At 71.7% G+C, this 24,863-nt stretch carries 23 protein-coding genes and 1 tRNA gene; 12 read left to right on the top strand and 12 right to left on the bottom strand.

All coding sequences use genetic code 11. The features are described from left to right. Nucleotides 1–45 precede the first annotated feature (45 nt). The 3 genes from N8I87_RS20800 to pdhA are packed head-to-tail and all read right to left on the bottom strand — an operon-like array spanning nucleotide 46 to nucleotide 3,580. Complete coding sequence (locus N8I87_RS20800) at nucleotides 46–1,443, bottom strand: dihydrolipoamide acetyltransferase family protein (RefSeq protein WP_263210692.1); 1,398 nt, start codon at nucleotides 1,441–1,443, stop codon at nucleotides 46–48. After that, nucleotides 1,443–2,447: an alpha-ketoacid dehydrogenase subunit beta gene (locus N8I87_RS20795; RefSeq protein WP_263210691.1), complete on the bottom strand. Its 1,005-nt coding sequence runs from the start codon at nucleotides 2,445–2,447 to the stop codon at nucleotides 1,443–1,445. The genes N8I87_RS20800 and N8I87_RS20795 overlap by 1 nt, the downstream gene beginning before the upstream one ends. Next, nucleotides 2,444–3,580, bottom strand: coding sequence for a pyruvate dehydrogenase (acetyl-transferring) E1 component subunit alpha (gene pdhA / locus N8I87_RS20790; protein WP_263210690.1), 1,137 nt, complete (start codon nucleotides 3,578–3,580; stop codon nucleotides 2,444–2,446). The genes N8I87_RS20795 and pdhA overlap by 4 nt, the downstream gene beginning before the upstream one ends. Nucleotides 3,581–3,755: 175 nt before the next feature. On the opposite strand from pdhA, the gene N8I87_RS20785 reads away from it, so the two are divergent. Next, nucleotides 3,756–4,256, top strand: a complete 501-nt coding sequence (locus N8I87_RS20785; RefSeq protein ID WP_411577259.1) for an Lrp/AsnC family transcriptional regulator — start codon at nucleotides 3,756–3,758, stop codon at nucleotides 4,254–4,256. A 9-nt stretch (nucleotides 4,257–4,265) separates the two neighbouring features. On the opposite strand, the gene N8I87_RS20780 is transcribed toward N8I87_RS20785, so the two are convergent. Beyond that, on the bottom strand, nucleotides 4,266–4,856 hold the full coding sequence (locus N8I87_RS20780) for a TetR/AcrR family transcriptional regulator (protein WP_263210689.1): 591 nt from the start codon (nucleotides 4,854–4,856) through the stop codon (nucleotides 4,266–4,268). Continuing rightward, complete coding sequence (locus tag N8I87_RS20775) at nucleotides 4,853–6,367, bottom strand: 3-hydroxyacyl-CoA dehydrogenase (protein ID WP_263210688.1); 1,515 nt, start codon at nucleotides 6,365–6,367, stop codon at nucleotides 4,853–4,855. Before N8I87_RS20775 ends, N8I87_RS20780 begins: the two co-directional genes overlap by 4 nt. A 160-nt stretch (nucleotides 6,368–6,527) precedes the next feature. Between N8I87_RS20775 and paaN the strand changes: the two genes are divergently transcribed. Further along, nucleotides 6,528–8,222: a phenylacetic acid degradation protein PaaN gene (gene paaN / locus N8I87_RS20770; protein ID WP_263210687.1), complete on the top strand. Its 1,695-nt coding sequence runs from the start codon at nucleotides 6,528–6,530 to the stop codon at nucleotides 8,220–8,222. A 7-nt stretch (nucleotides 8,223–8,229) separates the two neighbouring features. Here the strand turns inward: paaN and N8I87_RS20765 are convergent, their stop codons facing one another. The 3 genes from N8I87_RS20765 to N8I87_RS20755 are packed head-to-tail and all read right to left on the bottom strand — an operon-like array spanning nucleotide 8,230 to nucleotide 10,741. Next, on the bottom strand, nucleotides 8,230–8,985 hold the full coding sequence (locus N8I87_RS20765) for a TrmH family RNA methyltransferase (protein ID WP_263210686.1): 756 nt from the start codon (nucleotides 8,983–8,985) through the stop codon (nucleotides 8,230–8,232). Beyond that, complete coding sequence (locus tag N8I87_RS20760) at nucleotides 8,982–10,190, bottom strand: HTTM domain-containing protein (protein ID WP_263210685.1); 1,209 nt, start codon at nucleotides 10,188–10,190, stop codon at nucleotides 8,982–8,984. Before N8I87_RS20760 ends, N8I87_RS20765 begins: the two co-directional genes overlap by 4 nt. Beyond that, on the bottom strand, nucleotides 10,187–10,741 hold the full coding sequence (locus tag N8I87_RS20755) for a DUF5819 family protein (protein WP_317633483.1): 555 nt from the start codon (nucleotides 10,739–10,741) through the stop codon (nucleotides 10,187–10,189). Before N8I87_RS20755 ends, N8I87_RS20760 begins: the two co-directional genes overlap by 4 nt. Nucleotides 10,742–11,645: 904 nt before the next feature. Here N8I87_RS20755 and paaA point away from each other — a divergent pair. The 6 genes from paaA (at nucleotide 11,646) to N8I87_RS20725 (ending at nucleotide 16,529) form a co-directional block, all read left to right on the top strand. Continuing rightward, complete coding sequence (gene paaA, locus N8I87_RS20750; protein WP_263210684.1) at nucleotides 11,646–12,668, top strand: 1,2-phenylacetyl-CoA epoxidase subunit PaaA; 1,023 nt, start codon at nucleotides 11,646–11,648, stop codon at nucleotides 12,666–12,668. Then, complete coding sequence (paaB, locus tag N8I87_RS20745) at nucleotides 12,665–12,952, top strand: 1,2-phenylacetyl-CoA epoxidase subunit PaaB (RefSeq protein WP_263210683.1); 288 nt, start codon at nucleotides 12,665–12,667, stop codon at nucleotides 12,950–12,952. The genes paaA and paaB overlap by 4 nt, the downstream gene beginning before the upstream one ends. Then, a complete protein-coding gene (paaC, locus tag N8I87_RS20740) occupies nucleotides 12,949–13,683 on the top strand; it encodes a 1,2-phenylacetyl-CoA epoxidase subunit PaaC (RefSeq protein ID WP_263210682.1) in 735 nt (244 codons plus the stop codon). Before paaB ends, paaC begins: the two co-directional genes overlap by 4 nt. Next, complete coding sequence (paaD, locus tag N8I87_RS20735; RefSeq protein WP_263210680.1) at nucleotides 13,677–14,204, top strand: 1,2-phenylacetyl-CoA epoxidase subunit PaaD; 528 nt, start codon at nucleotides 13,677–13,679, stop codon at nucleotides 14,202–14,204. The genes paaC and paaD overlap by 7 nt, the downstream gene beginning before the upstream one ends. After that, nucleotides 14,204–15,262 (top strand): 2Fe-2S iron-sulfur cluster-binding protein, encoded by a 1,059-nt coding sequence (locus N8I87_RS20730; RefSeq protein ID WP_263210679.1) that lies wholly within the window; start codon nucleotides 14,204–14,206, stop codon nucleotides 15,260–15,262. Before paaD ends, N8I87_RS20730 begins: the two co-directional genes overlap by 1 nt. A 133-nt stretch (nucleotides 15,263–15,395) precedes the next feature. Further along, nucleotides 15,396–16,529, top strand: a complete 1,134-nt coding sequence (locus N8I87_RS20725) for an acyl-CoA dehydrogenase family protein (protein WP_263210678.1) — start codon at nucleotides 15,396–15,398, stop codon at nucleotides 16,527–16,529. A 62-nt stretch (nucleotides 16,530–16,591) separates the two neighbouring features. Here N8I87_RS20725 and N8I87_RS20720 read toward each other — a convergent pair whose 3' ends face one another. From N8I87_RS20720 to N8I87_RS20705, 4 genes are all read right to left on the bottom strand, one after another. Further along, nucleotides 16,592–16,921: a rhodanese-like domain-containing protein gene (locus N8I87_RS20720; RefSeq protein WP_263216567.1), complete on the bottom strand. Its 330-nt coding sequence runs from the start codon at nucleotides 16,919–16,921 to the stop codon at nucleotides 16,592–16,594. 59 nt (nucleotides 16,922–16,980) lie between these two features. Then, on the bottom strand, nucleotides 16,981–17,793 hold the full coding sequence (locus N8I87_RS20715; protein ID WP_263210677.1) for a hypothetical protein: 813 nt from the start codon (nucleotides 17,791–17,793) through the stop codon (nucleotides 16,981–16,983). Nucleotides 17,794–17,889: 96 nt separating this feature from the next. Continuing rightward, entirely contained in the window at nucleotides 17,890–19,317 is a 1,428-nt protein-coding gene (locus N8I87_RS20710; RefSeq protein WP_263210675.1) for a DUF2252 domain-containing protein, read from the bottom strand. Between the two features lie 310 nt (nucleotides 19,318–19,627). Then, nucleotides 19,628–19,711: transfer RNA gene (locus N8I87_RS20705), tRNA-Leu, on the bottom strand. A 362-nt stretch (nucleotides 19,712–20,073) separates the two neighbouring features. Here N8I87_RS20705 and N8I87_RS20700 point away from each other — a divergent pair. The 4 genes from N8I87_RS20700 (at nucleotide 20,074) to N8I87_RS20685 (ending at nucleotide 24,624) form a co-directional block, all read left to right on the top strand. Next, nucleotides 20,074–20,922: an FHA domain-containing protein gene (locus N8I87_RS20700; RefSeq protein ID WP_263210674.1), complete on the top strand. Its 849-nt coding sequence runs from the start codon at nucleotides 20,074–20,076 to the stop codon at nucleotides 20,920–20,922. Nucleotides 20,923–20,932: 10 nt separating this feature from the next. Next, nucleotides 20,933–21,451, top strand: a complete 519-nt coding sequence (locus N8I87_RS20695; RefSeq protein WP_263210673.1) for an FHA domain-containing protein FhaB/FipA — start codon at nucleotides 20,933–20,935, stop codon at nucleotides 21,449–21,451. A 98-nt stretch (nucleotides 21,452–21,549) separates the two neighbouring features. Next, the gene (locus N8I87_RS20690) at nucleotides 21,550–23,136 is read left to right on the top strand and encodes a Stp1/IreP family PP2C-type Ser/Thr phosphatase (RefSeq protein ID WP_263216566.1); all 1,587 of its coding nucleotides are present in this window, start codon (nucleotides 21,550–21,552) and stop codon (nucleotides 23,134–23,136) included. Nucleotides 23,137–23,163: 27 nt separating this feature from the next. After that, nucleotides 23,164–24,624 carry an FtsW/RodA/SpoVE family cell cycle protein gene (locus N8I87_RS20685; RefSeq protein ID WP_263210671.1) on the top strand — a complete coding sequence of 487 codons (1,461 nt, stop codon included), beginning with the start codon at nucleotides 23,164–23,166 and terminating at the stop codon, nucleotides 24,622–24,624. The last annotated feature ends 239 nt before the right edge of the window (nucleotides 24,625–24,863 follow it).

Here is a 24,863-nt window from a genome sequence, read left to right as displayed (position 1 = left end):
GCCTCCCTGATCACAGGGAATGCCACCCTGATCACAGGGAACCGGTCACAAGGTGCGCAGGAGCACCGCCGGCTGTTCCACGCAGTCCGCCACGTACCTGAGGAAGCCGCCCGCCGTGCCGCCGTCGCACACCCGGTGGTCGAAGGTGAGCGAGAGCTGGACGACCTGCCGCACGGCGAGCTCGCCCTCGTGCACCCAGGGCTTGGGGACGATGCGGCCGACGCCGAGCATGGCCGCCTCGGGGTGGTTGATGATCGGCGTGGAGCCGTCGACGCCGAACACCCCGTAGTTGTTCAACGTGAAGGTCCCGCCGGTGAGTTCCCCGGGCGTCAGTGTCCCGGCCCGCGCGGCCTCGGTCAGCCGGGCGAACTCGGCGGTCAGCCCCTCCGCGTCCCGCGCGTGCGCGTCCCGTACGACGGGCACGACGAGCCCGCGCTCGGTCTGTGCGGCGAACCCGATGTGCACCTGGGCCAGCCGGACGATCTCGCGGGCCTCCAGGTCCACCGTGGAGTTGAGCTCGGGGTACCGGGCGAGGGCGGCGGTGCAGATCCTGGCGAGGAGCGCGAGGAGGGAGATCTTCGGTCCTCCGGCCGCGTTCATGGCCGTCCGCGCGCGCATGAGCTCCGTGGCGTCCGCGTCCACCCAGCAGGTGGCGTCCGGGATCTCCCGGCGGCTGCGGGACAGCTTGTCGGCGACCGCTCCGCGGATGCCCTTGAGGGGGACGCGGGTGCCTGCGGCGCTCGGCGCCGAGCCCACCGCCGGGGCCTGCGCCGGCGGAGCCACGGGGACGGCATGCGCGGTCCTGGCCTTGAGCGCGCCCTCGACGTCCGCCCGCAGGATCAGCCCCTCGGGACCGGAACCCACCAGCTCCCGCAGATCGAGGCCGTTCTCACGAGCGAGCCGACGGACGAGCGGGGAGATCACGGGAACTGGGCCGCCCGCGTACGCGGTGCTCGCGTGCCCGGCGGTCGTACCACCCGATGCGGTCGTGTCGTTCACTGCGGTCGTGTCGTTCGCTGCGGTCGTACGGCTCGACGCAGCCACGTCGGCCGCCGTGCCCGTGGCGCCGCTCGCACCGTTGTGGGTGACGGGCGCGGCCGGTGCCGGACGCACCCTGCGGCGCCGCGCCGGCGCCTCCGATGTGCCGTATCCGACCAGCACATTGCCCGAACCCTCGGTCTCACCGGCGGGCGCGGCCGGTCCGACCGCCACCGTCAGCAGGGGTGCACCCACGGGAAGTTCCGTGCCCTCCTCGCCGAAGCGGGCGGTGACCACGCCGCCGTACGGGCAGGGGACCTCGACCATCGCCTTGGCCGTCTCGACCTCGACGACCGGCTGGTCGACGGCGACGACATCGCCGACCCGCACGAGCCAGCGGACGATCTCCGCCTCGGTGAGTCCCTCCCCGAGGTCGGGGAGCTTGAACTCCAGCACCTGCGCCATCAGCCCTCGGCCTCCCACTGCAGACGCGCCACGGCGTCCAGGATCCGGTCGACGCCGGGCAGGTGGTGCCGCTCCAGCATCGGCGGCGGGTAGGGGATGTCGAACCCGGCCACGCGCAGCACCGGCGCCTCCAGATGGTGGAAGCAGCGCTCCGCGACCCGGGCCGCGATCTCGCCGCCTGGTCCGCCGAATCCGCCCGACTCGTGCACGACGACCGCGCGTCCGGTGCGGCGCACCGAGGCGCAGACCGTCTCGTCGTCGAACGGCACCAGGGAGCGCAGGTCGACGACCTCGAGGTCCCAGCCCTCCGCCCGGGCCGCCTCGGCGGCTTCGAGGCAGACGGGAACGGACGGGCCGTATGTGAGGAGCGTGGCGCTGCGGCCCGTGCGCCGCACCACGGCGCGTCCGATCGGTTCAACGGCCGTCGGGTGCTCCGGGTTCCAGGTGTCCTTCGACCAGTAGAGCCGCTTGGGCTCCAGGAAGACGACCGGGTCGTCGGAGGCGATGGCGGCGCGCAGCAGTCCGTAGGCGTCGGCGACGGTCGCGGGCGTGACGACGTGGAGGCCCGGAGTGGCCATGTAGTACGCCTCGGAGGAGTCGCTGTGGTGCTCGACCCCGCCGATGCCGCCGCCGTAGGGGACGCGGATGGTGATCGGCAGCGGCATGGTGCCGCGCGTGCGGTTGCGCATGCGGGCGACATGGCTGACGAGCTGTTCGAACGCCGGGTAGGCGAAGGCGTCGAACTGCATCTCCACGACCGGGCGCAGTCCGTACATGGCCATGCCGACGGCCGTGCCGAGAATGCCCGCCTCGGCTAGCGGGGTGTCCGTGCAGCGGTCCTCGCCGAACTCCTTGGCGAGCCCGTCGGTGACCCGGAAGACACCGCCGAGCGTGCCGACGTCCTCGCCCATGACGTGCACGGTGGGGTCGGCGGCCATCGCGTCGCGCATCGCGCGCGTGAGGGCCTGCGCCATCGTGGCGGGCTTGACGGCGACAGTGGTCATCGGTGACCGCCTTCCTGCTCGGCCTCGAGCTCGGCCTCCAGCAGAGCGCGCTGCTCCCGCAGTTGCGGGGTGGGCTCGGCGTACACGTGGTCGAACAGGTCCATGGGGTCGAGCCGCGGGTCCCGGTTCATGCGCTCGCGCAGGTCGGCGGCCATCGCCTCGGCGTCCTCGCGCGCGGCCCGCACGGCGTCCTCGTCGAGCAGCCCGCGGGCGGTCAGCTCCCGCTCCAGCAGCTGGATCGGGTCGTGCTCGCGCCAGGCCTCGACCTCGGCGTCGCCGCGGTAGCGGGTCGCGTCGTCGGCGTTGGTGTGGGCGTCGATGCGGTACGTCACCGCCTCGACGAGGGTCGGGCCGCCGCCCGCGCGCGCGTGCCGTACGGCGTCGCTGAGCACTTCGTGCATGGCCGCGGCGTCGTTGCCGTCGACCAGGCGGCCCGGCATGCCGTACCCGACGGCCTTGTGGGCCAGGGAGGGGGCGGCGGTCTGCTTGGCCAGCGGGACGGAGATCGCGAAGCCGTTGTTCTGGACCAGGAAGACGACCGGCGCCTGCCAGACGGCGGCGAAGTTCAGCGCCTCGTGGAAGTCGCCCTCGCTGCTGCCGCCGTCGCCGACCAGGGCGAGCACGACCACGTCGTCGCCCTTGAGGCGGGCCGCGTGGGCGAGGCCCACGGCGTGCGGCAGCTGGGTGGCGAGGGGGGTGCACAGGGGGGCGACGCGGTGCGTGTGCGGGTCGTAGCCGGTGTGCCAGTCGCCGCGCAGCAGGGTGAGTGCCTCGACGGGGTCGACTCCGCGGGCGACGGCCGCGAGCGTGTCGCGGTAGCTCGGGAAGAGCCAGTCCTGCTCCTGGAGGGCCAGCGCGGCGGCGACCTCGCAGGCCTCCTGGCCGGTGCTGGAGGGGTAGACGGCGAGGCGGCCCTGCTTGGTCAGGGCGGTGGCCTGAGCGTTGTACCGGCGGCCGCGCACCAGCTGGGCGTACAGCCGGCGCAGCAGCTCCGGGTCGGCCTTCGCCGCGGCCTCGGTGCCGAGGACGCGGTAGGGCTCGGCGTCGGGCAGCAGCGGCGCGGGGTCCATACGGGGCTGCCAGGCGGGCGGCGGCGAAGGCCGGTACGCGCCCCGCTGCTCCATGACCGTCATGACGGCACCTCCTCGTGGGAGTGGCTACGGGAGACGTGTCCCGTGTGACCCGCCTCACCTACCGATTGTTCGGTCGTCGGCACATTTTGGCTACGGGCACCTCCAGGCTGTGGACAAACGGTTCTCCACAACCTGGAATGAACGCAGTACGTCCACGGCGGGAAGGCGGGGGGACATGGCACCTGAACAAATGGCCGAGGGCCCGGAAGCCGGCGTCGTCCTGCCGCCCCCGCGCCCGCTGGACGCCATTGATCGGGACATCCTGCAGATCCTCCAGGCGGACGGCCGTGCGTCGATACGGTCCGTCGCCGAGCGTGTCCACGTCTCCCGCGCCAATGCCTACGCCCGCATCAACCGTCTCGTCGAGGACGGCGTCATCCGCGGTTTCCGCGCCCGCGTCGACCATGAGCGCGCGGGGCAGGGCACGTCGGCGTACATCACCCTGAAGATCGTGCAGAACACCTGGCGCACGGTGCGCGCGCAGCTCAGACAGCTGCCGGGCGCCTCCCACATCGCACTGGTGGGCGGCGACTTCGACGTGCTGCTGCTGGTGCACACGCCGGACAACAAGGCGCTGCGCGAGCTGGTGCTCACCCGGCTCCAGGCGATCCCGGAGGTGCTCAGCACACGGACGCTGCTGGTGTTCGAGGAGGAGGACCTGGAGCCCGAGGGCTGACCTGCCGGCTCATCCGGCCCGGCGCAGGCCTCCGAAGGCCAGCTGCACCACGGCGTCGGCCACTTCCCGGCCGCTGGCGCCGCGCGCGTCCGGCCGGTACCACTCGGCCACCGAGTTGATCATCCCGAACACCAGCCGGGTGGCGAGGCGAACCTCCACGTCACCGCGGACGTCCCCGTCGGCCGCCGCCGCCTTGAGCAGCTCGGCGACCCGGTGGTCGAAGTCGCGCCGGCGCTCCAGGGCCCACCGCTCGGTGTCGGTGTTGCCGCGCACGCGCAGCAGCAGCGTCACATAGGGCAGCTCGGCTATGAGCACCTCGACCATGCGCCGAACGACGTACTCCAGGCGGTCGGCGGGGCGCCCCACGCGCGCGTGCTCCTCGTCGAGGATCCCGAAGAGCCCTTCCAGCGCCCGGCTGACGGCGCGGCGCAGCAGTTCCTCCTTGCCGGCGACATGGTGGTAGATCGACGACTTGGAGATGCCGGCCGCCTTGGACAGGTGCTCCATGGAGGTGCCGTCGTAGCCACGCTGGTTGAAGACCCGGACGGCGACGGAGAGCAGCGACTCGGGGGTGTAGGTGTCGCGCTTGACGGTGGTCATGGGGTGCCCTCCCGCTTCTCGGTGGCGTACGCGTGGCGGTAGAGCGCGAGGGACGGCGCATAGCGCCCGGACGGGTCGCGCAGGTGCAGGTCGTCCAGCAGGTCGTAGGCGAAGTCGCGGCCGAGCCTGCGGCTCCACTCGAAGGGGCCGAGCGGGTAGTTGACGCCGAGGCGCATCGCGGTGTCGATGTCCTCCTCGGTGGCGACGCCCTTGGCCACGGCGTCGTGCGCCAGGTCGACGATCCGGGCGACCGTGCGGGCGACGATCATGCCGGGGACGTCGCCGATGACGCTGACCTGCTTGCCGAGCGCCTGGAAGAGTCCGACGGCCTCGGTCAGGGTCTGCGGCGCGGTGTCCTTCGAGGAGGACAGGGCGATGCGGGTGGCCTTGCGGTAGTCGAGCGCCAGGTCGAAGTAGACGACGTCGCGGAACTCGACCGAGGTCTGCCCGTCGGCCAGCGCCAGTGTGCCGCCGCTGGGCAGCACGAGCCGGGTGCCGTGGTCCTCTTCCTCCTCACGGACCGGGATGCCCGCCTCGCGGATCACGGTCAGCAGTTCGGCCGCCGGGCCCAGACCGCCCTCGGCGATCACGTAGGCGGGCGGTGTCGCCTTGTCGGCGGTGTGCGGCTCGGAGCGCTCGGCGTCGTCGGCGTAGTCGTACCAGCCGTGCCCGGACTTGCGTCCCAGCCGGCCGGACTCGACCAGCCGCCGCTGGGCCAGCGAGGGCGTGAAGCGGACGTCCTGGAAGAAGGACTGCCACACGGAGTGCGTGACGGACTCGTTGACGTCCTGTCCGATCAGGTCGGTCAGCTCGAAGGCGCCCATCCGGAAGCCGCCGGACTCGCGCAGCACCGCGTCGATGGTGGCCGGGTCGGCGGCCTGGGACTCGTAGACGGCGAAGGCCTCGGCGTAGAAGGGCCGGGCGAGCCGGTTGACGATGAAGCCGGGGGTGTCGGCGCAGGCCACCGGCGTCTTGCCCCAGGCACGGGCGGTCTCGTACGCGCGCGTGGCCGACGTGACGTCGGTGGCGAACCCGGAGACGACCTCGACCAGCGGCAGCAGCGGGGCCGGGTTGAAGAAGTGCAGGCCCACGAGGCGGGAGGCGTTGCGCAGGGCGCCGCCGATGGCCGTCACCGACAGGGACGAGGTGTTGGTGGCCAGCAGACAGTCGTCGGCGACGATGTCCTCCAGCGCGCGAAAGAGCTCCTGCTTGACCTCCAGCCGCTCCAGGACTGCCTCCACGACCAGTGCGCAGTCCGCGAGTTCGGCCAGGTCCTGCGCGGGCAGCAGGCGCGCGCGGGCCGCGTCGCGGTCGGCGGCGGTGAGCCGGTCCTTCTCGACGAGCCGGTCGAGGCGGGCGCCGATCGCTTCGGCCGCGTCCCGGGCCCGCCCGGGGAGGGCGTCGTACAGCCGCACGGGGTGGCCCGCGACCAGCGCGACCTGGGCGATGCCCTGGCCCATGGTGCCGGTTCCCACGACGGCCACGGGGCTGCTGAGGTCCAGTGCTGTCATGTGCGCGATCCTCCCGCACGGGGTTTTCCACAGATGCGGCAGGCCCCCTTGTCCCGACCGATCGTTCGGTTACTCTAACTCTGTCCGCCTGTTCCCGCCTCTGTTTCCGCACAGGTCATGAGCTCGACGAGGAGCTCTTGAGACGAGGAGTTGGTCCCGCATGGCCTCCGAACTGACCGCGCACGAGTTGATCGCCAAGCACCGGCCGACTCTCGACCAGGCGCTGGAGGCCATCCGCACGCGCGCGTACTGGTCCCCGCACCCCGAGCACCCGAAGGCGTACGGCGAGCACGGCAGTCTGGACGCGGAAGCCGGCAAGGCCGCCTTCGAGGCCCTCCTGGGCAACCGCCTCGACCTGGCCGACCAGCCCGGCATCGACGACTGGGTGGGCGGCGAGGTGTCGCCGTACGGCATCGAGCTGGGCGTGACCTACCCGCGGGCCGACCTCGACACGCTGCTGCCCGCCATGAAGGCCGGACAGCGCGCCTGGCGGGACGCGGGCGCGGAAGTGCGCGCGGTGGTCTGTCTGGAGATCCTCAAGCGGATCAGCGACCGCACGCACCAGTTCGCGCACGCGGTCATGCACACCAGCGGCCAGGCGTTCATGATGGCGTTCCAGGCGGGCGGCCCGCACGCGCAGGACCGCGGCCTGGAGGCGGTGGCGTACGCGTACGTGGAGCAGGTCCGCACGCCCGACACCGCGGAGTGGACCAAGCCCCAGGGCAAGCGCGACCCGCTCGCGCTGACCAAGCAGTTCACACCGGTGCCGCGCGGCATCGCGCTGGTCATCGGCTGCAACACCTTCCCGACGTGGAACGGCTACCCGGGCCTGTTCGCCTCCCTCGCCACCGGCAACGCGGTCCTGGTCAAGCCGCACCCGCGCGCGGTGCTGCCGCTCGCGCTGACCGTGCGGATCGCCCGCGACGTGCTCGCCGAGGCGGGCTTCGACGCGAACCTGGTCGCGCTGACCGCCGAGCGGCCCGGCGAGGGCATCGCCAAGGCGCTCGCGGTCCGTCCCGAGATCAGGATCATCGACTACACCGGCTCGACGGCGTTCGGCGACTGGCTGGAGACCGCTGCCCGCCAGGCGCAGGTCTACACGGAGAAGGCCGGCGTCAACACGGTGATCGTGGAGTCGACCGGCAACTACAAGGGCATGCTGTCCAACCTGGCCTTCTCACTGTCCCTGTACAGCGGGCAGATGTGCACCACCCCGCAGAACCTGCTGATCCCCCGCGACGGCATCCGCACCGACGAGGGCCCCAAGACCTTCGACGAGGTGGTCGCCGACCTCGCCCGCGCGGTCGACGGTCTGCTCGGCGACGACGCGCGTGCCAACGCCCTGCTCGGCGCGATCGTCAACCCGGACGTGAAGGCCCGCCTGGAGGCCGCGGCTGGCCTGGGCGAGGTGGCCCTCGCCTCCCGCGAGATCACCAACCCGGAGTTCCCGGGAGCGGTGGTCCGTACGCCGGTCGTCGTGAAGCTGGACGGCGCCAAGCCGGACGACGAGGCCGCCTACATGAGCGAGTGCTTCGGCCCCGTCTCCTTCGCCGTCGCGGTCGACTCGGCGGCCGACGCCGTGGAGCTGCTGCGGCGGACCGTCCGTGAGAAGGGCGCGATGACCGTCGGCGCGTACACGACCGACGACGACGTCGAGCGGGCGATCGAGGAGGTCTGCCTGGAGGAGGCCGCCCAGCTGTCGCTCAACCTCACCGGCGGGGTGTACGTCAACCAGACCGCCGCCTTCTCCGACTTCCACGGCTCGGGCGGCAACCCGGCGGCCAACGCGGCGCTCTGCGACGGCGCGTTCGTGGCGAACCGCTTCCGGATCGTCGAGGTCCGCCGGGAGTCCTGAGCGGCTCCTAGGAGCCGAGGGACGCGCCCCCGGTGGCGCTCCAGTGGTACAGCGTCATGGCCACACTGGTCGCGAGGTTGTAGCTGGAGACCTGGGGGCGCATCGGCAGTGCCACCAAGTGGTCGGTCCGCGCGCGCAGTTCGGCGGACAGACCGCTGCGCTCGGAGCCGAAGGCGAGCACGGCGTCGTCCGGCAGCTTCACACTCCGGATGTCCTCACCCTCCGGGTCGAGCGCGAACAGCGGCCCGGCCGGCAGCTCTCGCACCGTCAGCCGCTCCACCGCGGTCGCGAAGTGCAGCCCCGCCCCGCCACGCACCACGGTGGGGTGCCAGGGGTCCAGCGTGCCGGTGGTGACGACCCCGGTCGCCCCGAATCCGGCGGCCAGCCGGATCACGGCCCCGGCGTTGCCCAGGTTGCGCGGATCGTCGAGGACCACGACGGGCGCGGTGCGCGGCATACGGGCGAGGGCCCGCAGATTGTCCTCGCGCGACGGCCGTACGGCCAGGGCGGCCACGCCGGTGGGATGCGGTCGCGGCACGAACGAGGCGTACGTCCGCTCCGGCACCTCGGTCAGCAGCGCGTCCAGCGTGTCCCGCACGTCCGGGGCCAGGTCGCCGGCGAGGGCGAGCGCCGCACGCCGGTCCGTGGTGACCGCCACCAGGACCTCTGCCCCGAAGCGCACCGCGTGCTTGAGGGCGTGGAAGCCGTCGAGCAGCACGGCGGAACCGGCGCGCTCGCGCCAGCGGGTCACAGGGTCGGTCATGCCGTGAAGCCTACGCGGGGACGCTCCCCGTCCTCCGGGGCGCGGGGCCCCGGCACCTCGGGGCCCCCACGGGCGAGCGCTCGCCCACGCGCGCGTGCCGCCCAGCCGCCGAGCCGGCGCAGAAACGTCGTCGGCAGGAAGACGGCGTCCGTGGCGATCATCGCGAGCGAGAAGAACGGCAGCCCGAGGACGACGGCGATCACGGCGTGCTCGGTCATCATCGCGGCCAGCAGGACGTTCTTGACCCGCCGGTTGAACACGGTGAACGGGAAGGCGACCTGCACGATCACCGTCCCGTACGTCACCAGCATCACCATCGTGCCGCTGGAGGAGAGCAGACCGGCGAGGGACGGCCAGGGCGAGAAGTAGTCGAGGTGGAGCGGGTAGTAGACCGCGGTGCCGTCCTGCCAGCGCGAGCCCTGGATCTTGTACCAGCCGGCCGTCGCGTAGATCAGACACGCCTCGGCCATGATCACGAACAGGGCGGCGTTGTGGAGGACGTTGGCGATCACGTCCAGCAGGATCCGGGGCTCGCCCTGCGGGGTGAGGCGCCCGACCAGCCACCACAGGCCCAGCGCCGCCCACGCCGTCCACAGGAGCACGGGCACCAGCCGGCCGCCGCCGAGGCGGTCCACCACGGTCACCCCGCTGAGCACCAGCCCGAGCACCACCCACAGGACCGGTCCCACCCGGTCGGTGACCCGCTCCCCACGCGCGCGTGCCGCCTCCGTGCGCACCGCTCGGCGCGCGTCCAGGGACCACACCTGGCCGCAGCGCGTGAACACCAGATAGATGGACATCAGGTGCAGCACGTTGTCGCCGCCGTCGCCCATGAAGACGCTGCGGTTCTGCAGCGAGAGCACCCCGAGCATGAACAGCACGGACATCGTGCGGGTGCGCCAGCCCACGAGCAGCAGGGCGCTCGACACGACGGCCAGCAGATAGAAGGTCTCGAACCAGGCCTGCCCGTCGGACCACATCAGGGCGGTGAAGGCGTGGTTGTCCCGCGTCAGCTGCTGGGCGAGGTCCCAGCTCCACGGGCCGTCGGGGCCGTAGAGCTCCTGACGGTGGGGGAACTCGCGCAGCAGGAACAGCAGCCAGGTCCCCGCGAAGCCGATGCGGATCACGGCGCTCTGGTGGGGACCGAGGGCGGATCCGGTGACCTTGGCGATGCCGCGGGAGGCGGACACGAAGAGACGGTTCACTTCACACCCCTGGCGGCCTCGTCGTCCGTGACCGTCCACCACGGCAGCACGCGGTCCACCGGCTTGTCGGAGACCTGCTCATGGCTCCACCCGGGCGGGGGCACATTGGTGGTCTCCGAACGGACCTGCACGCTGTGCACCGTGCCCTTCCGACTCGCCGGGTCCTCCCGGTACAGGCGCATCACCACGATCCGGCGCATGTACTGCTCGGAGAGCGACCCGCGCAGGCCCACCGGCCTGTTCTCGGCGTCGTGCGTGGCGGTGAAGAAGTCCCACGCCCGGCGCAGCTCGTTCTGCTCGGTGTGGCTGGGCAGCGGATTCCCCTTGATGGCGGCGCCGTCCAGCGCGGACAGGTCGTACCAGCCGGTGGTCGTCATGCTGCCGTCGGGCAGGACCACCTGGGCCCGCGTCTGGACCGCGATGTCCTGCTGCAGCGGGTTCGGCGCGAACAGCTTCCAGTTCTGCTCGAACTCCGGGTAGATCCACTCCTCGATCGCCTTGCCGTGCTGCTTCGTCGCCGTGTTCGCCGGCGCGACGTGCAGAAACACCATCCCGAGGTGCACACAGGCGACAACCGCGACGACCGCGAGCGCCAGGGCCGCGCCGATCTGATAGCGGGGGGAGAGGGCGGCGACTCCGGTGCGGGGTGGTGCCGGGGTGACGGAGATCGGGGGGATGGGGATGGGGTCGGGGGTGGGGCCATGGCCGGGGGCCGGGGGTCCGCAGGTGCGGTCTCCGTGGTCTCGGCCCGGGGCAGGGTGTCAGGGGCTATGGACGGGGCCGGGAAGTGGGGGCCGGGGGCTTCGGGCGAGTCCGCTGGGCGGGGGTCGTCGGCACCATCGGCCTCGGGCTCGTCGGCGGTCTCATGAGCCCCATCGACCCCACTGGCCTCACCGGTCTCCAGAGGCTCGCCGTCCTCACGGAGCTCCCCGGCGGCACCGGACGTCCCGGGTCGACGCGCCCCGCGCAACCCGTCCGGCCCGTGCGGGGCCTTCGAGTCTCCGTCGTACGCGTCCATTCCGCCCCGTTCCCCGATCCCGCTCAGTCGTCCGGCCGCCCCGTCCCCGCCGGGCGCCGCATGGTCCGCGAACACCGTTCCTCGGCGTTCGCACGGAACGGTACTCAGCCCCACCCGCCGGGCACAGCCCCGTAAAGGCACCCGAGCACGTGGCCGTCGCCACTCCACCGACACCGCGTCACCGCTCCAACGCCGACCCGGTCCCCGCGCCCACACCCGCCACGGACGGTCCGCCGCAGCCATCACAGCAGGTCGCAGGAGGTCGTACGGCCCACCGCACGCCGCCTCCACAGCAGGACCGCAAGTTGTCCACAGGCCGCCGGGGCGGTTGTCCACAGCGGTTGACACCTCACGGCGCTCGCTTCACCATTGAGACGCACGGACCGAACGATCGGTCGGGAGAGCACTCCGTCAGAGCCCGAGGTCAGGGGGACCGCATGGCCACAGCAGCCGCGCAGAGTACGTCGCGTTCACCGGCGTCCGGCGCCCAGGGCACCGTCGACACGGCGGTGTACGAGCGCACGTTCGACGCCGCCGTGGCCGCGGACGAGCGCATCGAGCCACGGGACTGGATGCCCGATGCCTACCGCGCGACGCTGATCCGGCAGATCGCCCAGCACGCCCACTCCGAGATCATCGGCATGCAGCCGGAGGCCAACTGGATCACGCGCGCACCCTCGCTGCGCCGCAAGGCCATCCTCATGGCCAAGGTCCAGGACGAGGCGGGCCACGGCCTGTATCTCTACAGCGCCGCGGAGACCCTCGGCACCAGCCGCGAGGAACTCCTCGACAAGCTGCACAGCGGCCGCCAGAAGTACTCCTCGATCTTCAACTACCCCACCCTGACCTGGGCGGACGTCGGCGCGATCGGCTGGCTGGTGGACGGCGCCGCAATCACCAACCAGGTACCCCTGTGCCGCTGCTCGTACGGCCCGTACGCGCGCGCGATGGTCCGCATCTGCAAGGAGGAGTCCTTCCACCAGCGCCAGGGCTACGAGTTGCTGCACGCCCTGAGCCGGGGCACGCCGGAGCAGCACGCGATGGCGCAGGACGCGGTGGACCGCTGGTGGTGGCCGTCCCTGATGATGTTCGGCCCGCCCGACGACGAGTCCCAGCACTCCGCGCAGTCGATGGCCTGGAAGATCAAGCGCCATTCGAACGACGAGCTGCGCCAGCGGTTCGTGGACATCTGCGTCCCCCAGGCCGAGTCGCTGGGCCTCACGCTCCCCGACCCGGACCTGCGGTGGAACGAGGAGCACGGGCACCACGACTTCGGCACGATCGACTGGTCGGAGTTCTGGGAGGTCCTCAAGGGCAACGGCCCGTGCAACGAGCAGCGCATCACCCAGCGCCGGCGGGCACACGACGAGGGCGCATGGGTAAGGGAGGCCGCCGCGGCCCACGCGGCCAAGCACACCGCCGGGACACGGCCCGGCGGGACTGGAGGAGCGCAGGCATGACCAACACCGACTGGCCCCTGTGGGAGGTCTTCGTGCGCTCGCGCCGCGGACTGTCCCACACCCACGCCGGCAGCCTGCACGCGCCGGACGCCGAGTTCGCCCTGCGCAACGCCCGTGACCTGTACACCCGACGCGGCGAGGGCGTCTCGATCTGGGTCGTCCCGGCGACCGCGATCACCGCGTCCTCGCCGGACGAGAAGGACCCCTTCTTCGAGCCCGCCGCCGACAAGCCCTACCGGCACCCGACCTTCTACGAGATCCCGGAAGGGGTGAAGCACCTGTGACCCCGGCACCCGAGACCCCCGTGACCGCGAGGTCCGCCGCCCTGGCCCTGGGCGACGACGCGCTGGTGCTCTCGCACCGGCTGGGGGAGTGGGCGGGCCACGCCCCCGCCCTGGAGGAGGAGGTCGCCCTCGCCAACATCGCGCTGGACCTGCTCGGCCAGGCCCGGGTGCTGCTGTCCATGGTGGGCGACGAGGACGAGCTCGCGTATCTGCGCGAGGAGCGCGCCTTCCGCAACCTCCAGCTGGTCGAGCAGCCCAACGGCGACTTCGCGCACACGATCGTCCGCCAGCTGTACTTCTCCACCTACCAGCATCTGCTCTACGCCCAACTGGCAGCCGGCGACGGCCCGTTCGCACCGCTCGCCGCCAAGGCCGTCAAGGAGGTCGCCTACCACCGCGACCACGCCGAGCAGTGGACGCTGCGGCTCGGGGACGGCACGGACGTCAGCCATGAGCGGATGCGGCGGGCGTGCGACGCTCTGTGGCGCTTCACCGGGGAGATGTTCCAGCCGGTGGAGGGCCTGGACGCCGACTGGGCGGGCATGGAGGCCGACTGGCTGAAGTCCGTCGGCGCCGTGCTCGGCCGGGCCACCCTGGCCGTGCCCGAGGGGCCGCGGACCGGGGCGTGGTCGGCGGGCGCCGGCCGGCAGGGCCTGCACACCGAACCCTTCGGGCGGATGCTCGCCGAGATGCAGCATCTGCACCGCAGCCACCCGGGGGCGTCATGGTGACGACGACCGCGCTGGAGGCGGAACTCCTGGAGCTCGCCGGTTCGGTGCCCGACCCCGAACTGCCCGTGCTCAGCCTTCAGGAGCTGGGTGTGGTGCGCGCGGTGCACCTGCGCGACACCGGCGCGGTGGAGGTCGAGCTGACCCCGACCTACACCGGCTGCCCGGCCGTCGAGGCGATGTCCCTGGACATAGAGCGGGTGCTGCACGAGCACGGCGTGCGGGAGGTCACCGTCCGCACCGTGCTGACGCCCGCCTGGTCGACGGACGACATCTCGGACGAAGGGCGGCGCAAGCTGCGGGAGTTCGGCATAGCTCCCCCGCGCGAGCGGCACGAGGCCGGACCGGTCGCGCTCGCACTCGGCCCGACCCGCACCGAGGCCGACGCATCCGACCCCGTCCGCTGTCCGCACTGCGGATCCGCCGACACCGAGCTGCTCAGCCGGTTCTCCTCCACCGCGTGCAAGGCACTGCGGCGTTGCCGCGACTGCCGTGAACCGTTCGACCACTTCAAGGAGTTGTGATGGCCCGCTTCCACCCGCTCCCGGTGGCCGCGGTCGACCGGCTCACCGACGACTCCGTGGCGCTGACCCTCACCGTCCCGCCCGAGCTGCGCGAGCAGTACCGGCACGCGCCGGGCCAACACCTCGCCCTGCGCCGGGTCGTCGACGGCACGGAGATCCGGCGGACCTACTCGATCTGCTCCCCGGCCCCCGGCACCGAGGGCCCGAGCACCCTGCGGGTCGGGGTGCGGCTGGTCGACGGCGGCGCCTTCTCGTCGTACGCGCTGAAGGAGGTGAACGTCGGGGACGAGCTGGAGGTGATGACCCCGGCAGGACGCTTCACGCTGGAGCCCGCACTCGGTCTGTACGCCGCGATCGTCGGCGGCAGCGGCATCACCCCGGTGCTGTCGATCGCCTCGACGCTCCTTGCGCGCGAGCCCTCGGCCCGGTTCTGTCTGATACGCAGCGACCGGACGGCCGCCTCCACGATGTTCCTGGAGGAGGTCGCCGACCTGAAGGACCGCTACCCCGAGCGGCTGCAGCTGGTGACGGTGCTCTCCCGCGAGGAGCAGCAGGCCGGTCTGCCGTCCGGGCGCCTGGACCAGGAGCGGCTGGCCGGGCTGCTGCCCGCGCTGCTGCCGGTGGACGGTGTGGCGGGGTGGTTCCTGTGCGGGCCGTTCGGGCTGGTGCAGGGCGCGGAACGGGCGCTGCGCGAGCTCGGTGTGGACCGGGCCCGGATCCACGAGGAGATCTTCCACGTGGACGCCGGCGCGGCCTCCGCGACGACCGCTTCGGCCCCCGCGCACAGCACCGTGACCGCCCGGCTCGACGGGCGTGGCGGGACCTGGCCGGTGCGGGACGGCGAGTCGCTGCTGGAGGCGGTGCTGCGCAACCGGCCCGATGCCCCCTATGCCTGCAAAGGCGGGGTGTGCGGGACGTGCCGGGCCTTCCTGGTCTCGGGCGAGGTGCGCATGGACCGCAACTTCGCGCTGGAGGCGGAGGAGACGGAGGCGGGGTATGTGCTGGCCTGCCAGTCGCATCCGGTGACGGAGCAGGTGGAACTGGACTTCGACCGCTGAGGCCGGACCGGCGCCCCCGCCGGTCCCTTGCCTCCCTCACCGTCCCTCTGCCTCCCTCACCGTTCCCTTCTTCTAGAACCTGTTCTATCTTGACGGACCGTCAGATCAACGGATCCGCCGGGAGGACAGGACCGTGGACTTCACCTTCACCGAGGAGCAGTTGGCGGCGGCCGAGGCGGCCCGGGGAGTGTTCGCCGGGGTGGCGCCGGACGCGGTGCCGAGCCCGGCGCTCACCACCGGTGCCGTGGCCGAGGGCTTCGACCGGGCGCTGTGGGCCAGGCTCGCCGACGCGGACCTGCTGAGCCTGCTGTTCGACGCGGAGTACGGCGGGGCGGGCCTGGACGCCATCGCGCTGTGCCTGGTGCTGCGGGAGTCCGGGAAGGTGCTCGGGCGGGTGCCGCTGCTGGAGAGCAGCGCGGCCACGGCCGCCGTACAGGCCTACGGCGGCAAGGAGTTGGCGGCCGCACTGCTGCCCCGTGCCGGGCGCGGTGAGCTGGTGCTGACCGTCGCCGCGAACGGCCGCACCGGCCACGACCCGGCCGAACTCGCCGTGACCGCACGGCGCGACGGTGACGTGTGGGTGCTGGACGGGATGCAGACGGCCGTGCCGTGGGCGTACGACGCCGACCTCGTCGTCGTACCCGCGCACACCGACGCCGACCGCACCGTCCTCGCGCTGGTGCCCCGCGAGCACGCCGGCGTCGCCCTCGCCGAGCAGGTCTCCACCAGCGGGGAGCGGCTGGGCGAGCTGCGCCTGGAGTCCGCGCGGATCACCGCCCGGGACGTCGTCGAGGCCGACGGGGCGTGGGAGCGGCTGCGGGAACTGCTGGTCACGGGGACATGCGCGCTGGCGCTCGGGCTGGGCGAGCGGGTGCTGAGGATGACCAGCGAGTACACCGGCAAGCGGGAACAGTTCGGGCACCCGATCGCGACCTTCCAGGCCGTCGCCGTCCAGGCAGCCGACCGCTATGTCGACCTGCGCGCCATGGAGGCCACCCTGTGGCAGGCCGCCTGGCGGATCGGCTCCGGGGCACCGGGCGTACTGCCCGCCTCCGCGGACGTCGCCGTGGCCAAGATCTGGGCCGCGGAGGGCGTACGACGGGTGGTGCAGACCGCTCAGCACCTGCACGGCGGGTTCGGCGCCGACACCGAGTACGCCCTGCACCGCTACCACGCCTGGGCCAAGCACCTGGAGCTGGCGCTCGGCCCGGCCGCGGCGCACGAGGAGGCGCTGGGAGACCTGCTGGCGGCGCACCCCCTGGGCTGACCTACGTCCCGGGAGTCTGTGATCTGGAGCGGGGTCCGTGATCTACCCCCGGGATCTGTGATCTAGAGGACGAAGCCCGGCTGTCCCGCGTCGGTGACGACCGGGCGGCCGGCCGCCTGCCAGACCTGCATGCCGCCGTCGACGTTCACGGCGTCGATGCCCTGCTGGACCAGATACATCGTGACCTGGGCCGAGCGGGCGCCGGACCGGCAGATCACATGGACCCGGCCGTCCTGTGGAGCCGCCTCGGTCAGCTCGCCGTAGCGGGCCACGAACTCGCTGATGGGGATGTGCAGCGCCCCCTCGGCATGGCCGGCCCGCCACTCGTCGTCCTCGCGGACGTCCAGCAGGAAGTCGCTGTCCTCGAGGTCCACGACCCCGACCGTGGGCACACGCGCTGCGAAACTCATGCGTCCGACGCTACCCGAACGCACACCTCGGTCGGGCCGCGCTACTCCTGCCCCAGCAGCCCCGCCAGCTCCGCCTCCCGCTCCGCCACGTCGGCGCGGAGCTTCTCGGCGATCTCTTCCAGGAGGGCATCGGGGTCGTCCGGGGCCAGGCGGAGCATCGCCGCGATAGCGGTGTCCTCCAGTTCCCGGGCGATCAGGGTGAGGAGTTCCTTGCGCTGAGCCAGCCATTCGAGGCGGGCGTAGAGCTCCTCGCTGTGGCTCGGACCCGGCTCGGCGGGGACCGGCCCCGCGGCCCACTCCTCGGCCAGCTCGCGCAGCAGCGCCTCGTCGCCGCGGGCGTAGGCGGCGTTGACGCGGGTGATGAACTCCTCGCGCCGAGTGCGCTCGTCCTCCTCCTGCGCCAGATCGGGGTGGGCCTTGCGGGCCAGCTCGCGGTAGAGCTTGCGGGCCTCCTCGCTCGGGCGCACCCGCTGCGGAGGCCGTACCGCCTGGTCCGTGAGCATCGCCGACGCCTCCGGGAACAGGCCGTAGCCGTCCATCCAGCCGTTCAGCAGCTCCTCGACGCCGGGAATCGGCATGACCCGGGCCCGGGCCTCCTCGGCGAGCCGGATGTCCTCCGGGTCGCCGGTGCGGGCGGCCTTCGCCTCGGCGATCCGGGCGTCCAGCTCCTCCAGCCGGGTGTACATCGGACCGAGCTTCTGGTCGTGCAGCCGGGAGAAGTTCTCGACCTCGACGCGGAAGGTCTCCACCGCGATCTCATAGTCGATCAAGGCCTGCTCGGCGGCCCGCACGGCCCGCTCCAGCCGCTCCTCGGGCCGCGGTGCCTGGGACTGATCAGCTTCCGGGGTCGTCACCCGACCAGCGTAGGCCACGGCCGAAACCCCTCACCCCCGGCGCCGCCCGGCCCGCCGTACCGCACCGCGCGACCGGCCCTCCCCTCCCCGGAGCCGTCACACCCCCATCTCGGCCGCGACCCGCCCCGACCGCACCGCCGTCACCAGGTCCGCGTGGTCCGCCTCCGTACGGTCGGCGTAGGCGACCGAGAACCCGGCTATGGCCTCGTCCAGTTCCTCGTTCTTGCCGCAGTATCCGGCTATCAGGCGGGGGTCGGCGCTGTGGGCGTGGGCGCGGGCCAGCAGGGCGCCGGTCATCCGGCCGTAGTCGTCCATCTGGTCGGCGGACAGGGCCGCCGGGTCGACGCTGCCCTTGCGGTTGCGGAACTGACGGACCTGGAAGGGCCGGCCGTCGACCGTCGTCCAGCCCAGCAGGATGTCGCTGACCACCTGCATGCGCTTCTGGCCCAGCACCACCCGGCGGCCCTCGTGGCCGACGGGCGCCGCGTCGAAGCCGGCCGTCGCCAGATGCGGGACCAGCGCCGACGGGCGGGCCTCCTTCACCTGGAGGACCAGCGGTTCACCGCGGTGGTCCAAGAGCAGCACGACATACGAGCGCGTGCCCACGCTGCCCGTGCCGACCACCCGGAACGCCACGTCGTGCACCGCGTGCCGGGCCAGGAGCGGCAGCCGGTCCTCCGAGAGCGTCTCCGCATAAGGTTCCAGGGACGCGGCCACCGCCGCTGCCTCCGCGTCCTCCACGCGCCGCAGCACCGGCGGGGCGTCGACGAAACGGCGGCCCCCGTCCTCGGCGGCCTCGGTCGACTTCGCCGCGAACCGCCCGCTGGTGTTGGCCCGCGCCTTCTCCGAGACCCGCTCCAACGTCCCGAGCAGGTCATGGGCGTCGGTGTACGAGACGAGCTCCTCGTCCGCGATGGCGTTCCAGGCGTCCAGCACCGACAGCTTGGCGAGCAGCCGCATGGTGCGCCGGTACGCCCCCACCGCGTCACCCGCCGCCTTGCGGCACATGTCCTCGTCGGCACCCACCTCCCGGCCGGCCAGCACCAGCGAGGTGGCGAGCCGCTTGAGGTCCCACTCCCAGGGGCCGTGCACGGTCTCGTCGAAGTCGTTCAGATCGATGACCAGGCCGCCGCGGGCGTCGCCGTACAGACCGAAGTTGGCCGCGTGCGCGTCGCCGCAGATCTGGGTGCCTATCCGGGTCATGGGGGTGCGCGCGAGGTCGTACGCCATGAGGCCGGCCGAGCCGCGCAGGAAAGCGAAGGGGGTGGCGGCCATCCTGCCCACCCGTATCGGCGTGAGCCCGGGGATACGGCCCCGGTTGGACTCCTCCACCGCGCTCACCGCGTCGGGCCGCGAGCCGTCCAGGTCCAGGGCGCTGTGCGTGCGGCGCGGAACGCTCGTACGCAGCGCCTTGCCCTGCTCCCTGGGCGAACCCTGCGACGGCCACTGGGCGAATCCACGCACCCGGGGCAGCCGCCCCCGCGCCCGCGCCAACTCCCCCACTGCCGCTCCGGCCTCGGTCACCGCGACCGCCTCCCCCGCGTCCACACACGCACTCGCCCGAACATCAACTCGTGCAGACCGTACAACCGGTGACCGAAACGCGTCAGACCCTGTGGACAACTCCACGGCTGTGGAAATCCCGGGCCGGGCGACCCGGTGATGATGAAGGACGGAGACATGATGACGAAGTAGGGGGCGGGATGACGAAGGACAGGACCCCGCGGACAAGTTGTCCGCACGCCCCCGCGAACCTGAGAGACTCGTCACATTGTGAAATACCACGCAAACACGACAAAGGGCCCACCGTGATCACGATGGGCCCTTGCCACTGTGCGCGAGGGGGGAGTTGAACCCCCACGCCCTTGCGGGCACTGGAACCTGAATCCAGCGCGTCTGCCTATTCCGCCACCCGCGCATTGGGTGTGCCTTCCGGCCCCGTCCCTTGCGGTCCGGCCCCTTCCGACATCCAGAACATTAGCACGTCGGACAGGGTGGGTTCACATCCCTTATCGGGCCCCGGACAGGCACCCTGGACCAGGTATCAGGCAGGACCGGTTCACGTATCAACCTCGTACCGGTCCCCGTCATCCCCCCAGGAGGCGGACCGGGTCCACAGTCAGGTGCGGGACACTGGTCGTGGCCCGCCTCTACGATCCTTGACAGAGAGAGTTCGAAGGGGGCCCACGCGGGGAACCGGCTGTTTGCCGGGCGCGTGGATACGATCAGTAAGCAGTACCAGGCAAGGCAGTAGGGAAACAGCGACGGAGGAGGTGCCCCATGGGAGTCCTGAAGAAGTTCGAGCAGCGTCTCGAAGGTCTGGTCAACGGCACCTTCGCCAAGGTGTTCAAGTCCGAGGTCCAGCCCGTCGAGATCGCCGGAGCGCTCCAGCGGGAGTGCGACAACAACGCGACCATCTGGAACCGTGACCGGACCGTCGTCCCCAACGACTTCATCGTGGAACTGAGCGCGCCGGACCACGAGCGCCTCAGCCCCTACTCCGGCCAGCTCGGGGACGAGCTCGCCGGAATGGTGCGTGACTACGCGAAGCAGCAGCGCTACACCTTCATGGGGCCGATCAAGGTCAACCTGGAGAAGGCGGACGACCTGGACACCGGTCTGTACCGGGTGCGCAGCCGGACCCTCGCCTCCTCCAGCAGCCAGCAGGCCCCGCCGGCCGGCAGGCCCGGCCAGGGCGCCCCGGGCGGCTACGGCTACCCGCCGGCCGCCGCGCCCGCGGGAGCCCCGCCCATGCCGTCCGCGCCGCCGCCCGGCGGCCGGCCTGGCGGCTACGGATACCCGCAGCCCGCCGCCCAGCGGCCCCCGGCCGCTCACGCGAGCGGCGGCCGCACCCGCTACTGGATCGAGATCAACGGCGCCCGCCATCAGATCTCCCGCCCGACGCTGGTGCTGGGCCGCAGCACCGAAGCCGACGTGCGGATCGACGACCCCGGCGTCTCCCGCCGGCACTGTGAGATCCGGACCGGAACGCCCTCGACGATCCAGGATCTCGGGTCCACCAACGGCATCGTGGTGGACGGGCAGCACACCACCCGCGCTACGCTCCGCGACGGCTCGCGGATCGTCGTGGGCAGCACCACCATCATTTACCGGCAAGCCGAAGGGTGAAGCGGGGGCAATGTCAGAGCTGACCCTCACGGTCATGCGGCTGGGTTTCCTGGCCGTACTGTGGCTGTTCGTGATCGTGGCCGTGCAGGTCATCCGCAGCGACCTGTTCGGTACGCGCGTCACCCAGCGCGGATCGCGCAGGGAGGCGGCACGGCCGCAGCAGGCCGCACGGCAGCAGCAGGCCGCGCCCCCGCAGCAGCGCGGCCAGCAGGCCGGCGGCCGTCAGCGCCGCAACGCCCCGACCAAACTGGTCGTCTCCGAGGGCACCCTCACGGGCACGACGGTGGCACTCCAGGGCCAGACCATTACCCTGGGCCGCGCACACGACTCAACGATCGTGCTGGACGACGACTACGCCTCCAGCCGCCATGCCAGGATCTATCCGGACCGCGACGGTCAGTGGATCGTCGAGGACCTCGGCTCCACCAACGGCACATACCTGGACCGGTCCCGGCTGACGACCCCCACACCGATCCCGCTGGGCGCGCCGATCCGCATCGGCAAGACCGTCATCGAGCTGCGGAAGTAGTACCACGTCATGAAAGAGCGCGAGCGGAGCGAGCACGCAACGGCGGACCGCAAACCGGCCGTCGGCGCGCTCCCGACCGGAGGGTGGGCACCGTGCGGATGTACCCGGAGCCGACGGGCGAGGTGCGCATGAGTCTGTCACTGCGCTTCGCCGCCGGATCGCACAAAGGCATGATCCGGGAGGGCAACGAGGACTCCGGCTACGCCGGTCCCCGGCTGCTCGCCATCGCCGACGGCATGGGCGGCCAGGCGGCCGGCGAGGTCGCCTCCTCCGAGGTGATCTCGACGCTGGTCACGCTCGACGACGACGTGCCCGGCTCCGACATCCTCACCTCCCTCGGCGCCGCCGTGCAGCGCGCCAACGACCAGCTGCGCGCCATGGTCGAGGAGGACCCCCAGCTGGAGGGCATGGGCACCACGCTCACCGCCCTGCTGTGGACCGGACAGCGGCTCGGCCTCGTCCACGTCGGCGACTCCCGCGCCTATCTGCTGCGTGACGGTGTGCTCACACAGATCACCCAGGACCACACCTGGGTGCAGCGCCTCGTCGACGAGGGCCGGATCACCGAGGAGGAGGCGACCACGCACCCGCAGCGGTCCCTCCTGATGCGAGCCCTGGGCAGCGGCGACCATGTCGAGCCCGACCTGTCGATCCGCGAGGTCCGCGCCGGCGACCGCTATCTGATCTGCTCCGACGGCCTCTCCGGCGTCGTCTCCCACCAGACGATGGAGGAGACCCTCGCCAGCTACCAGGGCCCGCAGGAGACCGTGCAGGAGCTGATCCAGCTCGCGCTGCGCGGCGGCGGCCCGGACAACATCACCGTCATCATCGCCGACGTCCTCGACCTGGACACCGGAGACACCCTCGCCGGCCAGCTGTCCGACACCCCGGTGGTGGTCGGCGCGGTCGCCGAGAACCAGCTCCACCTGCACGACAACGGCATCATGCAGACCCCGGCCGGCCGCGCCTCCCACCTCGGCCGCCAGGGGCACGGTCAGGGCGGCGGCGAGTTCGGCCCGCCCGGCTCCGGCGACACCACCGGCTACGTCCCGGCGGGCAGTTTCGGCGACTACACCGACGACGACTTCATCAAACCGCGCAAGGGCCGCAGGTGGCTGAAGAGATCCCTCTACGGCGGTCTCGCCCTCGCGGTCATCGGCGGCGGCCTGTACGGCGGCTACCGCTGGACGCAGACGCAGTACTACGTCGGCACCAAGGGCGAGCACGTCGCGCTGTACCGGGGCATCAACCAGGACCTGGCCTGGGTGTCGCTGTCGAAGGTCGAGAAGGACCACCCCGAGATCGAACTCAAGTACCTGCCGCCCTACCAGCAGAAGCAGGTCAAGAACACGATCCCGCAGGGCGACCTCGCAAAGGCCCAGTCGAAGGTCCAGGAGCTGTCCGTGCAGGCCTCCGCCTGCAAGAAGGAGGCCGAGCGCACGGCTGCCGAGAGCGAGAAGAACGCCAAGACGGGCCAGGGCGAGGCCGGCGGCACCACGGGAACCACGCGTACCTCCCTCACGTCCAAGGCCTCACCGACACCCAACCCGTCCAACTCGGCACCGTCTTCGACGTCCCCCTCGAAGTCTCCGTCCTCGACCCCGTCCGCGACCGCGACTCCCAGCCCCGGGCCCACGCTCTCGGAGGATGAGCAGAAGGTCGTCTCGCTGTGCGGTAAGCAGTAGGCAAGCCGTGAGAGGCCCCGTCACACGATGAGCAGTACTTCCAACAGTTCGACGCACCACACGTCCACGATCGGCGCCATCGGCGCACCGAGCCGGCGCAACACCGAGCTGGCGCTGCTGGTGTTCGCGGTGGTCATCCCGGTGTTCGCGTACGCCAACGTGGGCCTGGCCATCGACAACCAGGTGCCCGCCGGCCTGCTCGGGTACGGCCTCGGGCTCGGTCTGCTGGCCGGCGTCGCCCACCTCGGTGTGCGGAAGTTCGCCCCGTACGCCGACCCGCTCCTGCTGCCGCTGGCCACCCTGCTCAACGGGCTCGGTCTGGTGTGCATCTGGCGGCTGGACCAGTCGAAGCTGCTGCAGTCACTGCCCAACTTCGCCCCGGCCGCGCCCCGCCAGCTGCTGTACACCGCGCTCGGCATCGGCATGTTCGCCGCGGTGCTGTTCTTCCTCAAGGACCACCGGGTCCTCCAGCGCTACACCTACATCTCGATGTTCGGCGCACTGATCCTGCTCATCCTGCCGCTGGTCCCGGGGCTCGGGGCCAACATCTACGGCGCCAAGATCTGGATCAACATCCCCGGCCTCGGCTCCCTGCAGCCGGGTGAGTTCGCGAAGATCGTCCTCGCCGTCTTCTTCGCCGGCTACCTGATGGTGAAGCGCGACGCCCTGGCCCTCGCCAGCCGCCGCTTCATGGGCCTGTACCTGCCGCGAGGCCGCGACCTCGGCCCGATCCTGGTCGTCTGGGGGATCTCGATCCTCATCCTGGTCTTCGAGACCGACCTCGGCACCTCGCTGCTGTTCTTCGGAATGTTCGTCATCATGCTGTACGTCGCCACCGAGCGGACCAGCTGGATCGTCTTCGGTCTACTGATGTCCGCCGCCGGCGCGGTCGGCGTGGCGAGCTTCGAGCCGCACGTCAAGAGTCGCGTCGACTCCTGGCTCGACCCGATGAGGGAGTTCACACTCAGCCGCCAGAACGTCCCCGGTCACTCCGAGCAGCTGCAGCAGGCCCTGTGGGCCTTCGGCTCCGGCGGCACCCTGGGCACCGGCTGGGGCCAGGGCCACTCCGACCTGATCCGGTTCGCCGCCAACTCGGACTTCATCCTCGCCACCTTCGGCGAGGAGCTGGGCCTGGCCGGCATCATGGCGATCCTGCTCGTCTACGGCCTGATCGTGGAGCGCGGTGTGCGCACCGCCCTCGCCGCCCGCGACCCCTTCGGCAAACTGCTCGCCGTCGGCCTGTCCGGGGCCTTCGCCCTCCAGGTCTTCGTCGTGGCCGGCGGTGTCATGGGTCTCATCCCGCTCACCGGTATGACCATGCCGTTCATGGCCTACGGCGGTTCCTCCGTGCTGGCCAACTGGGCACTCATCGGCATCCTCATCCGCATCAGCGACACGGCCCGCCGCCCCGCGCCCACCCCCGCGAGCAACCCGGACGCGGAGATGACCCAGGTGGTCCGCCCCGGAAGCACCGGCCCCGCCGGGTGAACATGACCACCTCCCCGGCGCACCTCTGACGAACGGCTTCCGCTCCCGGCACACACCGGGACCGGAAGCCGTCCGCTTCTACTGGAACCCTCCGCCCCTCCAGTACGTCTATTGATCAGTCGTTGTCCACAGCCCCGCCTGGAGGCACAGCCACTGCCTCTAGACTGTGGGCGGCCAAGGATGAGCGCCAGCACCAGCGACACCGAGAGACTGAAGCAAACAGGCGCACCTGTTAGCTT

Origin of the sequence: Streptomyces sp. HUAS 15-9, from assembly GCF_025642155.1 — a bacterium.
Classification (GTDB): domain Bacteria; phylum Actinomycetota; class Actinomycetes; order Streptomycetales; family Streptomycetaceae; genus Streptomyces.
Note: the sequence above shows the minus strand (reverse complement) of the source record. Positions and strands in the feature narration are given on the sequence as shown.

Excerpts from the sequence above, each read along its gene's own strand:
- paaB (WP_263210683.1), top strand. The coding sequence starts at position 12,665 with ATGACCAACACCGACTGGCCCCTGTGGGAGGTCTTCGTGCGCTCGCGC.
- N8I87_RS20685 (WP_263210671.1), top strand. The coding sequence starts at position 23,164 with ATGAGCAGTACTTCCAACAGTTCGACGCACCACACGTCCACGATCGGC.
- paaN (WP_263210687.1), top strand. The coding sequence starts at position 6,528 with ATGGCCTCCGAACTGACCGCGCACGAGTTGATCGCCAAGCACCGGCCG.
- N8I87_RS20775 (WP_263210688.1), bottom strand. The coding sequence starts at position 6,367 with ATGACAGCACTGGACCTCAGCAGCCCCGTGGCCGTCGTGGGAACCGGC.
- paaA (WP_263210684.1), top strand. The coding sequence starts at position 11,646 with ATGGCCACAGCAGCCGCGCAGAGTACGTCGCGTTCACCGGCGTCCGGC.
- N8I87_RS20730 (WP_263210679.1), top strand. The coding sequence starts at position 14,204 with ATGGCCCGCTTCCACCCGCTCCCGGTGGCCGCGGTCGACCGGCTCACC.
- N8I87_RS20785 (WP_411577259.1), top strand. The coding sequence starts at position 3,756 with ATGGCACCTGAACAAATGGCCGAGGGCCCGGAAGCCGGCGTCGTCCTG.
- paaD (WP_263210680.1), top strand. The coding sequence starts at position 13,677 with ATGGTGACGACGACCGCGCTGGAGGCGGAACTCCTGGAGCTCGCCGGT.
- N8I87_RS20795 (WP_263210691.1), bottom strand. The coding sequence starts at position 2,447 with ATGACCACTGTCGCCGTCAAGCCCGCCACGATGGCGCAGGCCCTCACG.
- N8I87_RS20800 (WP_263210692.1), bottom strand. The coding sequence starts at position 1,443 with ATGGCGCAGGTGCTGGAGTTCAAGCTCCCCGACCTCGGGGAGGGACTC.
- N8I87_RS20700 (WP_263210674.1), top strand. The coding sequence starts at position 20,074 with ATGGGAGTCCTGAAGAAGTTCGAGCAGCGTCTCGAAGGTCTGGTCAAC.
- N8I87_RS20755 (WP_317633483.1), bottom strand. The coding sequence starts at position 10,741 with ATGGTGTTTCTGCACGTCGCGCCGGCGAACACGGCGACGAAGCAGCAC.
- N8I87_RS20765 (WP_263210686.1), bottom strand. The coding sequence starts at position 8,985 with ATGACCGACCCTGTGACCCGCTGGCGCGAGCGCGCCGGTTCCGCCGTG.
- N8I87_RS20780 (WP_263210689.1), bottom strand. The coding sequence starts at position 4,856 with ATGACCACCGTCAAGCGCGACACCTACACCCCCGAGTCGCTGCTCTCC.
- pdhA (WP_263210690.1), bottom strand. The coding sequence starts at position 3,580 with ATGACGGTCATGGAGCAGCGGGGCGCGTACCGGCCTTCGCCGCCGCCC.
- N8I87_RS20690 (WP_263216566.1), top strand. The coding sequence starts at position 21,550 with ATGTACCCGGAGCCGACGGGCGAGGTGCGCATGAGTCTGTCACTGCGC.
- N8I87_RS20695 (WP_263210673.1), top strand. The coding sequence starts at position 20,933 with ATGTCAGAGCTGACCCTCACGGTCATGCGGCTGGGTTTCCTGGCCGTA.